The sequence below is a fragment of the Paraburkholderia sp. RL17-373-BIF-A genome, assembly GCF_046030175.1.
Lineage (GTDB): Bacteria > Pseudomonadota > Gammaproteobacteria > Burkholderiales > Burkholderiaceae > Paraburkholderia.
In genome coordinates this window covers 37940-50099 of sequence record NZ_JARESO010000007.1, presented here as the reverse complement: position 1 = coordinate 50099, position 12160 = coordinate 37940, and the positions used below count along the sequence as shown (strand labels likewise).

Below are 12160 nucleotides of genomic sequence, written 5' to 3'. Positions count from 1 at the left end.
GGCGTCGGCGGCAAACGGCAGTTGAATCTTTACCGCTGTTTTCTTGAAGCCGGCACTGCTAGGCAAGCAACGACAAAGCATCAGCGAGCGAGAGCACCGTCGTGCGCGAATCGAACGCCGTTGAAAAAAGATGATCGTGCACGACCTGATCCGGGTCGTAGCAGCAATCCTTGACCGTGAATAAGCGGAAGTCCGCATCGCTCGCGTACGCAACCGACGACAGTACGACACCGGTCGACGCTATGCCCACCATGAGCAGCGTATCGATCCCCTGCGCGGAAAGCCGCGCCTGCAGGTCGGTACCAAAGAACACGCTTGCGCGATGCGCGATGATGAGCGGTTCAGTGGCTTGCTGGCCGAGTTCCGGCGCGATCTCGTCGTCGATGAAAAGACCCAGTTGCTTGATTCCCTGTCCGTTTTTGTTCAACGGACTGACTTCCGGATAGCCTGGACTAAAGTGGATGTTGGCGAAATAGACGCTGACACTTTTGGCCCGCGCGGCGTCACACAGTTTGCGTGTATTGGCGAGCAGCGCGGGTGCGACCGATGGAAATAGCCCAAGGATGTCGGTCTGGTAATGCATGACCACTAGAGCGGTTTGCGCTGGAACGATCGCTGGAATCTGCATGTTCAAGCTTTGCGCCGCGGCGGCGCTTCCCATGTCCTGTTGGTGATCCGCCGGATCGACGGGTCCGGATTCAATGCGTGGCGACATAAGGGCTACGCGATAAGGAAAAAGATGCTCGACTCTACCACGAGCACCTTGAAGCGAAGTTTCGAGAAACGAAGCGTGGTGGCGTTGGCCGATTCAGCCAATGGCGAATCGTTCGAGCGTCTGGTTGCGCCTTATCCATCCTGGCTTGGCTGAGAAAGTTTTCCGACCACCTGTCCAGTGTCGAGGACCGGCTGGCTTCTTGCAGTGGTGTATACGGCGTTATCTGGAAAACGCAGCGTGCAAAAATGTTCAACCGTCATGCCGTATATAACGTGATCAGAAAGATCGCGAATCGATAGCCAAGAACGATCAGGCCAGCCGCCAGCGTCATCGTCGCCGCCTTGACGAGGCGCGTTATACCGTGAGAACCGAAGACGGGTTTCAACGCGAAAAACAAATAGCCGCCGCAGAGTCCAAGATTGATGATCGAAAGAATGTTGTCGACATTGGGTGAATCGAGCCCGAGACCACCCAGACGGACCTCAATGGCCGCGATGGCTAGCGCGAGCGAGAACAGCAATAACAAGAACGTATAGAGATGGAGTGAGAAATAGACGAAGGCAACAAACGGCTTGCGTGCCCGCAGAGAGGTCATCCACAACAACAAAGTGAACGGAACGACCATGAGAATGATCAGTGACTTGGCATTGAGCACTGCCGCACGGTCGAAAGTGGTCGTGTACTGGCGCAGGCTCGTTCCCAGTTTTGCGACGCGTTCCGCCACCAACGACTGCGCGAGCGAACTCCAGTCCTGGTGATGGAGGTGCGACTCCAGAGTCGAGCCGAAGATCTGGGTATCGGTAAGCGACTGCATCGCAAAGAAGAAGGCGTTCGCGATGAGAAACAGCTGGAACGGGGGCACATAAGGCATCCGCTTCCCATTCAGATGCGCGACGGTCAACTCGCCTGGGTGGCGTAGCAGGACCCACATCGTGCTAATCAGGCGCCCATCGATGCTTGTCGCCGCGTGCAGGACCTTCGCGCCGATCGCACGCAGCGTAAGGTCGGGCGGCCGAAGTGGGCTCTCGCCGCACTGCGGACAGAAAGGCGTGGTGACGTGATTGGCACACGTCGGACATGTCCAGGGTTCGATCGAAGACATGACTTTCTCCGTTGGACCGCTCGCACATACAGATACAGTTGGTTGCGAGCGCGGCGGCCTATCATCTGCGCAAAGCTGCGCACCTCGCCAGAGTTTGCGCCTTTCAAGACCCAGATCACATTCATGCGCGTCAGTGCCCGGCCCAGAAGCGGGCATCAAGGCGCGAACGCCCGAATAAAGCGAACCCGTGAAACGGGTTCGGCTTGAATGATTTGTGAGGCTGCAATTCGTGCCGCGGGAGAGTGTGCAAGATTGCAGGTTCTTACTGCAGGGGGTGTCAATTGACTTCTTCGAACGTTCCTGTGCGCACCTCGCCGTCGCGCACATAGCGGGTAATCAGCACGCCGCCAGGCGTGCTGGTCGAGTGCGCCAGAGTGAAGGCAGACGCTAGTGCGTCGTCGCCGAACAAGCGCTTGCCGCGCCCAAGTATGATGGGGTAAATCACAAGCCAAAGCTCGTCCACCAAGCCGGCTACGAGCAGTTGGCGCACCATGTCGCTGCTGCCAAACGTCAATAGATTGGCGCCGTCCTGAAGTTTAAGCGCGCGTATCGCGTCGGCAAGGTCGCCCTCCAGCGCATGACTGTTCTGCCAGTCAAGGGTGCCGGATCGATGTGTGGCTACGTGCTTAGGTACGCGGTTGAACGGATCAGCGATGGTGCGGCTGCTTGAATCGGCCGGTACACGCGGCCAATACGCCGCGAATATGTCGTAGGTGCAACGCCCCAATAGCAACTCGAACGGCTGCGAGAGCAGGTCTTGCAAGTTTTGGCCGATGGCTTCGTCAGCATAAGGAACGATCCAGCCACCAAGGCGGAAATCGCCGCTGGGGTCTTCTCCAGGCCCGCCAGGGGCTTGAATTACACCATCCAGACTGATGAAAGCGGAAACAGTGAGCTTGCGCATAATGTCCTCGAAGTCGACGGACCCGGTCGGTCCGTAGACACGACGAACGAATCGCATGTGGATCGACAACCCGCCCAGCGGTCAACACGCGCTGGCCGCGCCAAGCCTAACGCTGAATTGAGCAGTGCCGCGAAGCGGCGTCGGCTTGAATCAATGTTAACCCTCACCTGAGCGGACCTCCTACACGATCTCCGCTTGGTTCGTCCAGAGCCACTCGTCGCTTGAGTGCACGGACTTTGTGTTGGGTGACCGCACACAGACGCTCGAAAAACGTTGTCTATAGCCAGACGCCGTCGCAGCTAGATCCAGCTGCAAACGCCCGAGTGGTCGAGGTCAACATTGTTTGTTTTCAGGCAGTTAGGGACGCTCGGAAGATGAGCGAATCAGGCTTGGCACAACCCATGCATTTATAGCGGTGGGCACAACGACGGACAGTTTGGTGCTACCGCCACGGCATCAGCATGGATAGCGCAGATTCCGAGAACCTGTTGTTCGTTTGAGCCACTTTGTTAGCGCGCGGCAAAGTCCGACACGTCGACCCATCCACGTTGACCATAGCGCGCCGCTATGGACCTGATCCGGGTGCGTTCGACGGTTCAACAAGCTCATTGGAGTCGTCATGAAAGCGAGACCTATCGCCGCTCTGTTAGTCGCAAGCTCCGCATTGCTGGTTGCACCCGCCTTCGCGGGCGGTGACGATCAGACTTCCTCCTATCGAAGCGATGTCGGTGCGTCAGTATCGCACCGCAGTCAAACCGCTCACACGAAGGCGACGGCAGAAGGCCACGGCAGCGTGGTTGACGGGAGCCACGGTGGCGTCGGCGGTAGCGAATCGGGCAAGTCGCAATCCGGTCGGCGTGCCCCGGGTGATAGCATCAACCCGATGTATCGCGGTGGTTGATCAGCTTGTTCGCGGAGCGCCAGTTCGCTGGTACTCCGCGACTGAACCGTTGCTTCTACGCCGATCGGCGCTTCGTCCTGACCATTGTTGCCCGCCCAATTGAATGGCCGGCCAGGGAGGTCTCCAGGCCGGCCACAATCTACCGACGACACGATACAGGACCGCTATACGTTCCAAAGAATCGCATCGCCCAAGTGCCGTGATCCACTAGCGGCACAGCACAGCCGTTCGCCTAAAAGCGCTCGCGATCGAACTCCGGCAGCGCACGCGTTCCTTCAATAGCGACCGAGTGCAGCAGATCAGGCTCCAGATCGAGCAAACGCAGGATCGTCGGCGCAACCTGCGTGGTCAGCACACGCTCGTCGTTCGTCCGTCCAGCGTGATGGCCGTGAGGCACGTAGATCACGAGACCGAGATGGCTGTCGTCGGGAGCGTTGCCGCCGTGCTCTTCGTCCTTGGCCGTACTCGATGTATAGATGACCCCCGGGTTCGGCTGGACGACGATGTCTGGTGTGCGTCCGCGTGCCGGATCGCCGAACCGGCCGGCCAGTTGCGGGCCATACAAAACGTACGCCTGCGGGCCGTCCGCACAAATGCCGGGGGCGTTGCAGCTCAGGTTGTCTTTCAAGGTCTTCACGACAGTAGGCAGTTGGCTTTGATCGCGCAACCAGATCAGACCGACGTCATCGGTCTGCACGAAACCCGTACCCACGAGCCCCGTTCCGTCATTGAGGTTGCCGCTCTTCGTACTGTTCTGCCCGAAGTTGCCGTTCGGGTCCAGATAGTTGTTTGCTTCAAGCAGTTTCGAGAGCGTATCGCCGTTCTTCACGAGCTTCGAATGGTCGGTCGGGGACTGCCCGTGCTTCGCCGTGACGATGATTGCCGTCGACGAATAGAGGTTGCGCTGCTTCAGTTCGGATACGATGCGACCCAAGGCGTTGTCCAGATAAGCAATCGCGTTGGTGACCTGCGGACCCGGCGTGAAACTCGCATCCAGATAGCCGCCGCCAGTCGCGACCGTTGCCTTCTGGGCGACGCTCAAAGTCTGGAAGTTGGTCCCAAACACCGTGGGTACGTCGGCGTTGGATTGGCCTGTCGAATCCTTGCCGTCAATTTCATTGATCAGCGACTGCACGTGGAAATTGTCGAACTGTTCCGTGTGCGTGTAGACGTCGGTGTAGTTCGTGTTGGTGGCCGGATCAATCGAATTGATCTCGGTGCGCGAAAGATCGTCGACGCCTTTGCCAGACGGTCCATTGAGCCAGTCGTAGCCCCATGCATGTTTGTCTGCCCAGGCAGTGCGAGCGCCCTTCACGTTGTGTTTGACCACTTCGAAGATCGTGTTGGTCTTCACATAATTGTGCGGATAGACGGGCGTACAGACACCATTGAGCAAAGCATGCGGGATGGCCTGCGGATTGAACGCGCCACCGCCGTCGAGGTGCGTCAGTGCGCCGCCGTTCTCGCCGTCGATGCCAGTAGTCTCGTCGAATACGACATTCCAGCCTTGCTTGCCTGTACAACTGGTATCGGACGGCGCATAGAGCGTGCGGTCATAGGATACGTCGTAGAACAGGCCCGCGGATTTGGGCGAGCCACCGGTGATGAGCGCCGCGAGGCCCGGGAACGAATCCGAAACGCCAGGCGTGTGCGCGTTGGTGTAGGTCGTCCCCGACTTGGCCAGCAACGCAAGATTCGGACATGCATTCGATCCGACGCAGCGTGCGACGTCCTGCTCATGCAAACCATCGAAGCTAATCAGCAGCACATGCTTCACCGATTCATGCTCACGATCGTGTTCATCGGCCGCCGTTGCGCCTGCCGAGTACAGTCCGGCAAGCAAGACAACTCCCACGCCAACGGCGATTTGCGTACGCTTTCCAATCCTGATCGTCTTCATTTCCCGTCCTTTTAGGTTGCCACGAAATATTTGGTAATGCGGGAAAGAATGTGCAGTGGAATTGAGTCGTCCGGATGAATCGACGCTTTCGATTTCATAACTCATGAGCGACTTGTGCGATGGGAAAAAGAAACCGCGCCATAAGCGTCTTCCTTAAGGTTTCCTTAAGGAATGGATGATCTAGTGAAATGTTGAGCTGCGATGAAAGACGGCCACCACCGGCGCACCAGACCCGTAACCCACCGGATCGTGGAGCGTTGGTGGGAGCGCCTATTCACTCGTGTTGAAACCGAGCCTGCGGCAATCGTCATCCAATCCGGCCCGCTAGACAATGATCCACATCGTAGAACTAGCGGGTCGAGAACACCGAGATACCGCCGTTAGGAAATCCTGCCGCGCCGGGCTGGAATGGCACATACACTTGCCCGCGCATGCTGTCGACGGCGACAGAATGCGCCCCCGTGCCCACCGGAATCTTGAAGAGCAACTGCCGTGACGCGCCATCGATCACGCCCATCTGCGGGCTAAAACCTGACGCTGCAGCGGTACCGTTCGTGACGTAGTGCCGGGCCGGCAGGAAATAGCGGTTGGAAGCCGGATCGTAATTGACCTGGTCCACCCCGCCAAATGGCAAGCTGGCTTGAATTGCGCCACTCGCACGATCGAGGATCAGCGTGATGAGCGGGTCGCCAGCCGGCGGATCGCAGCCAATGAGCACGTCGTTATTCGGGCCAAGCACGATTCCCGCCGGTGCGCATTTCCCTAGTGGGAACGACTTGCTGACAGAGGGGCTGCCCGTCACTGCGGAAATGGCGGTGATGACATCGAGCTCGCCGTCGGGATTGGCAGAAGTCCCGTCATTGTTGATCAAAAAGCTCTTCGAGACGGGATCATAGGTGCACGCTTCGAGCCCCGACGAACCGTTGAAAGGAAGCTTTACCACCGCCTTTTGTGTCAGCGTGGAAATGAATGTGACGAACGGCGGCGAGTCTCCGGGGCTCGCGTACATCACGAGATGATCGTCAGGATCGTAGCAACCCTCATCGACGCGCGATCCGGAATTGCTGATGGCGATTGTGTTGACGGTCTTTTGCGCAGCCGTATCGATCACCTTGACTGAGTCGACGTCGCCGACATAGATCGTGTTCGTGCCGGTGATCCCGACAATTCCGTCGGGACCGGACTCATTGGTTGTGGCGCCGGCACCGATGAATGGCCCAGGGATCTGTGCGATCAACGTGTTCGATTGGGTGTCCACGACATCGACTGCTTTGTTATTGCGGTCGGTAAGAAAGTACTTGCCGGCCTAGACGTAGCCGATATCGAAACTGAATGGTGGGCTCGAAGCATTGGGCACGGCGATGTTCGTCAGTAGCTTTGGCGGTGTCGGTGCGCTGACATTGTCTCCACCTCCGCAGCCGGCCACTGCAGCCGCAGCGAGCAACATCAAGGCTATCAGGCGATTTTGCATCAATTCGTCTCCTTTCCGTTTATTGGCTTGACCGTCAGTCCAGGGATCGGCCCGAGTACTAAAATTTCTCCCGCTCCCGAGTGACGACGAGCAACGAACCATTTCTTAAGGAATCTTAAGAAATGGCTATCTGAAGAAATAGCCGCGACTGGCTGTCCGGCTCACACAATGGCGGCGCGACGGAAAATCGGAAAGTAAAACTTATTTATGGTCTACATTACGTGGACGCTATACCTGTAATGAATCTGAAGCTTCCATAGAGGTGGTGGTGACATGCCGGCCGCCGACTTGTGCCGAATGCATGAGACGGTGAGCGGCCAGTCCCTGCCGTTCGATCGCCGCACTGCCGGACCGCACGTCACTTATTGACGCAAGACGACAGCGCTCGCATCCGATCCGCTTGACCCACGACTCCGCAGTAAAATAACTTCGTCTGGAGCGCGTGGAGTACAAAGCGTTATGAAAAACCGTACACGGTTCGTCACCGCAATATCGGCCGTGCTCGTCACCATCGCGTTGCTCCTTATCCCATTGCCGCAGCGGATCGGGCTCGACACGCACATCGTGACGGTTGCGTCGATTCAACGCCCTCCCACAGTCGTATTCGACTATGTCACGACCCCGGCTCACTGGCCCGCCTGGCATCCGTCATCGCTCGCGGTCAGTGGTTCGGTTGATCATCCACTCGATCTGGGCGAGCAGGTGACGGAGGAATTCCGCGTAGCCGGCAGGCGCGGCCGCGTTGTGTGGACAGTCGCTGCACGGGAGCCTCCGGGCAGGTGGACGATAGAAGGAACGATTGATGGCAGACCGGCTGGTACAGTCACTTACTCGCTGACGTCGACTACGAGCGGAACACGCTTCGAACGTGAATTCACTTATCGCGCGCCGTCGATATGGTTCGCGATATTCAACTGGTCTGTGCTGCGCGCGCGGATTCAATCGGAATCCGATACGGCGGTTTCGCGACTGAAGAGCCTTCTGGAAGCAGCACCGCAGCAATAGCCACCTCGCTCATTCCAGCGCAATCGGCCGAGTAATCCTCAAGTTCCGCTTCCGCCATCGCCGGCTTGCTCGGCCTTAGTCGCAGCACTTGATCTGCGCAGCGTCTCCACGACCAGTTCGCGAAGCCAGCGGTTGCCCTCGTCGTTGTCGAAAGTGGCATGCCAATGCACGGAGGACTCGATGACTGGAAATTCCACCGGCAGCGGATAGATCGAGAACTGACCCGTTTCATTGAAAACGCGTGCGACGCCGCGCGGCAACGTAACCATCCAGTCAGTGCGCTGAAGGATCTGCGGAATGACTGTGAAATGCGGCACGCGCAGCGCAATGTGCCGATGCAGGCCACGCGCCCGCAACGCTTCGTCGATCTCCAGGTGGCTACTGTCACTCGACGCGACGGCCACGTGTGCCAACTCCAGAAACTTCTGCCGCGACAATTGACGCGCAGGCAACCCGGGCCGCTTGCGAGTCATGCACGCATACTGCTCGTGAAACAGAAGAGCCGACTTCGTCACCGGTTTGAGCGCAGATAGATTGCCAATCGCAAAGTCCAGTTGCCCCAGGCGCAGCTTCTCTTCGATATCCGCAAACGACACTTGCTCAGCCGCTATCCGCACCAGCGGCGCCACGCGTTGCAACTTCTCGCAGATGGGTGGCAGAAATACCTGTTCCCCGATATCGGACATCGACAGACGAAATTCCCGCGTGCTTGTGGCGGGATCGAAACGTTCGCCGTGACGCAACGTCTCGCGTATCGATGCAATCGCGCGGCTGAGCGGCGCGGCCAATTGTTCGGCCCTCGGCGTCGGCAGCATGCCCTCCGGTGTTCGTGCGAACAGGGGATCGTCGAACAATGCACGCAAGCGCCCAAGGGCATAACTGACCGCCGGCTGGGACAGCCCGAGTTGCTGCCCGGCACGCGTGAGGCTGCGTTCCTCGAGGATCACCTGGAACACGCGCAGCAGGTTCAGGTCGACCTTATTGAAATCAGTCATATTTATGGGCCACCCATAATTGATTAATTTGACGGATATACTACCCGAACCTAGACTCGGCCTCATACATAGGAGAGGCACGAGCACATGGGACTTATCGAAACCATCGTCGAACCGCGTACCAGTCCGGACCAGGGGCGTGCTGCACATCGCACATTGCCGGCGCTGCTGGCGGCTCGCGCTGCTCGCAACGGCACTGCGCCGCTGTTCTCGGACCGTGCGACCACGTGGACGGCTTCCGACGCTCTTGCAATCGCTGCACGCCGCGCAGGCGCACTCGCCGCGCAAGGAGTCGCACGCGGCGACCGCGTCGCGCTGCTGTGCGGGAACCGCGTCGAATTCATGGAGATCGTGCTCGGCTGTGGCTGGCTCGGCGCGGTGGTCGTGCCGATCAATACCGCATCGCGCGGGCTGCAACTGGAACATATTCTGCGCAACTGCGGCGCGCGGCTGCTCGTGGCGGAAGCGCATCTCGTCGATGTCGTTCACGCACTCGACGCCCAGGATCTGCCGCTGGAAACGATCTGGCTCATTGGTGAGCCCGCAGCGGATGCGCTGAAGCCTGCGTACATTACGACTGCGATGCCGCCGGCAGACGAGCCGATCACACCAGCCGCACTCACCGATGGCGATCCGTTCGCGGTGCTTTACACATCCGGGACTTCGGGCTTGTCGAAAGGAGTGATCTGCCCACACGCGCAGTTCTATTGGTGGGGCCACTACACCGCGCGTGACCTTGGCGTCGCGGCGGGCGACGTGCTCTACACATGCCTGCCGCTGTTTCATACGAATGCGCTCAACAGCTTTTTCCAGGCGTTGATTCACGATGCCGAACTCGTCGCCGACCGGCGTTTTTCGGCGAGCGGGTTTTTCGACGCGTTGGTCGAAACGCGCGCCACCGTGACCTACGTGCTCGGCGCGATGGTGCCGATCCTGCTCAGCCGGCCGGTCACGGCGAGCGAGCGCGAGCATCGGGTGCGCGTGGCGCTGGCGCCGGGCGTACCGGGCCATTTCCAGCAGGAATTCACGGCGCGCTGCGGCATTGCGCTGGTCGACGGCTACGGCTCGACGGAGACCAACTGTGTGATCAGCGGCGCGATCGACGCCCAACGTCCCGGCCACATGGGCAAGCTCGTGGCAGGTTTCGATGCCCGTGTCGTCGACGAACACGACCAGCCGGTTCCGGATGGCGAAGCGGGCGAACTGATCCTGCGTGCCGACACGCCGTTCGCATTCGCGAGCGGCTATCTGGGGATGCCGGAGAAGACGGTAGAGGCCTGGCGCAACCTCTGGTTTCATACGGGCGATCGCGTGGTGCGCGACGCCGATGGTTATTACCGTTTTGTCGACCGCCTGAAGGACACGATCCGCCGTCGCGGCGAGAACGTTTCCTCTTTTGAAGTCGAACAAGTGCTGCTGAGTCACCGGTCAGTCGAGACGGCGGCCGTCTTCGCGGTGAAGTCCGCACTCGCTGAAGATGAAGTGATGGCCACCCTCGTGCTGCGCGACGGCGAGACGCTCGAACCGCTCGACCTGATTCGCTACTGCGAACCGCGCCTGCCGTATTTCGCCGTGCCACGTTATCTCGACTTCGCGCGAGACCTGCCGAAGACGGAGAACGGCAAGATCCAGAAGTTCAAATTGCGCGAGACCGGTGTCACCGCGACGACCTGGGATCTCGACGCCTCGGGATACCGGCTCAAGCGCTGACGATATCAAATCACCCCGTCGTTCTATGGACGCGCGCGGCGCGAGCATGGCACGGCACGGCAGAAACATCCGCAACATTGAGTGCGTCGACAGATGCACAGCTGGAGGCATAGATGGCAAGCACGCGAACGTTTTCTGCCGCAAGCACCCACGACGATGACGCGGCCGCCGCGCCAGCCGGTTCAGTCGACAAAACGTCGCTGCGGCGCATTGTCTTCGCATCGGTCGTGGGCAATGCGCTCGAGTGGTATGACTTTTTTCTCTACAGCACGGCGGCGGCACTCGTCTTCGGCGCACTGTTTTTCCCGAAGGGCACGGATCCGCTCGTCGGCACTCTTGCCGCGTTCGCGGGCTTCGCCGTCGGCTTCGCGGCGCGGCCGTTCGGCGGCGTGCTGTTCGGCCATATCGGCGATCGCTACGGCCGCAAGGGCGCACTGGTGTGGACGCTGTCGATCATGGGTGCGGCGACTTTCCTGATCGGCTTCCTGCCGACCTACGCGCAAGTCGGCCTGTGGGCGCCGGCGTTGCTGCTGGTTCTACGCCTGCTGCAAGGCATCGCCGCCGGCGGCGAATGGGGCGGAGGCGTGCTGATGATCAGCGAGTCGGCGCCGCCCGAAAAGCGTGGCTATTACGCGGCATGGAGCCAGATCGGCGTGGGCGGCGGCTTCGTGCTGTCGGCGGCGGTGTTCTTTCTCGTGCAGATGCTGCCAAAGGACGCATTCATGATCTGGGGATGGCGCATCCCGTTCCTGTTGTCGATCGTCATTTTCGGTGTCGGCGTCTACGTCCGCTCGAAGCTGCCGGAGAGCGCCGAGTTTGCGAAGGCCGAAGCGGCCGGCAAGAAAGCGCGCATGCCGGTGCTCGAAGTGATCCGCAAACACCCGAACGAGATCCTGATGGCGATGGGCCTGCGCGTCGCGGAGAACGGCGGCTCGTACATCGTGCTCGCCTTTTCGCTGGTGTACGGCAAGTTCATCGGTGTGCCGAATCAGATCATGCTGGCCGGTGTGATCGTGTCGATGACCCTGGAACTCGGCACGATGCTGCTGTGGGGGCGCTTGTCCGATCGCATCGGCCGTAAGCCCGTGTACATGATCGGCGCGGCGGGTTTCGTCTTGATCGCTTTTCCGTTCTTCTGGCTGATCGGCACCAAGGTGCCGGCGCTGATCTGGCTCGCGTTTCTGCTGGGTAACGCGGTTTGCCACGGCGCGATGATCGGCACGCAGCCGAGCCTGATGGGCGAACTGTTCAGTACCGAAGTGCGTTATTCGGGCATGGCCTTGGGGCATGAAATCGCGTCGGTGTTCGCGGGCGGTCTGTCGCCGCTGATTGCGACCGCGCTGCTCGCGCATTATCACGCAGCCTGGCCGGTGGCGTTGTTGCTGATCGCAATGGGCATGATCACGGTGATCTCGCTGCTGTTCACGCACGAGACCGTGGCCCGGCGCGTGCGTTGA

10 protein-coding genes are annotated in these 12160 nt (G+C 59.6%); 3 read left to right on the top strand and 7 right to left on the bottom strand.

The window, feature by feature from the left end; genetic code table 11:
* Positions 1–58: 58 nt before the first annotated feature.
* The 6 genes from P0D80_RS10675 to P0D80_RS10650 form a co-directional block, all read right to left on the bottom strand.
* Complete coding sequence (locus P0D80_RS10675; RefSeq protein WP_408283968.1) at positions 59–661, bottom strand: cysteine hydrolase family protein; 603 nt, start codon at positions 659–661, stop codon at positions 59–61.
* A gap of 310 nt (positions 662–971) precedes the next feature.
* Positions 972–1817 carry a DUF3667 domain-containing protein gene (locus tag P0D80_RS10670; RefSeq protein WP_132378520.1) on the bottom strand — a complete coding sequence of 282 codons (846 nt, stop codon included), beginning with the start codon at positions 1815–1817 and terminating at the stop codon, positions 972–974.
* A 277-nt stretch (positions 1818–2094) separates the two neighbouring features.
* Positions 2095–2721: a dihydrofolate reductase family protein gene (locus tag P0D80_RS10665; protein WP_408283548.1), complete on the bottom strand. Its 627-nt coding sequence runs from the start codon at positions 2719–2721 to the stop codon at positions 2095–2097.
* Between the two features lie 1133 nt (positions 2722–3854).
* Positions 3855–5522: an alkaline phosphatase family protein gene (locus P0D80_RS10660; RefSeq protein ID WP_408283545.1), complete on the bottom strand. Its 1668-nt coding sequence runs from the start codon at positions 5520–5522 to the stop codon at positions 3855–3857.
* 349 nt (positions 5523–5871) lie between these two features.
* Positions 5872–6780 carry a YncE family protein gene (locus P0D80_RS10655; protein ID WP_408283542.1) on the bottom strand — a complete coding sequence of 303 codons (909 nt, stop codon included), beginning with the start codon at positions 6778–6780 and terminating at the stop codon, positions 5872–5874.
* Between the two features lie 48 nt (positions 6781–6828).
* Complete coding sequence (locus P0D80_RS10650; RefSeq protein ID WP_408283540.1) at positions 6829–6993, bottom strand: hypothetical protein; 165 nt, start codon at positions 6991–6993, stop codon at positions 6829–6831.
* A gap of 459 nt (positions 6994–7452) precedes the next feature.
* Between P0D80_RS10650 and P0D80_RS10645 the strand changes: the two genes are divergently transcribed.
* Complete coding sequence (locus P0D80_RS10645) at positions 7453–7998, top strand: SRPBCC family protein (protein WP_408283538.1); 546 nt, start codon at positions 7453–7455, stop codon at positions 7996–7998.
* Positions 7999–8036: 38 nt separating this feature from the next.
* On the opposite strand, the gene P0D80_RS10640 is transcribed toward P0D80_RS10645, so the two are convergent.
* Positions 8037–8993 carry a LysR family transcriptional regulator gene (locus P0D80_RS10640; RefSeq protein WP_408283536.1) on the bottom strand — a complete coding sequence of 319 codons (957 nt, stop codon included), beginning with the start codon at positions 8991–8993 and terminating at the stop codon, positions 8037–8039.
* Between the two features lie 87 nt (positions 8994–9080).
* Between P0D80_RS10640 and P0D80_RS10635 the strand changes: the two genes are divergently transcribed.
* Positions 9081–10703, top strand: a complete 1623-nt coding sequence (locus P0D80_RS10635; RefSeq protein ID WP_408283533.1) for an ATP-dependent acyl-CoA ligase — start codon at positions 9081–9083, stop codon at positions 10701–10703.
* Between the two features lie 113 nt (positions 10704–10816).
* Complete coding sequence (locus P0D80_RS10630) at positions 10817–12160, top strand: MFS transporter (protein WP_408283530.1); 1344 nt, start codon at positions 10817–10819, stop codon at positions 12158–12160.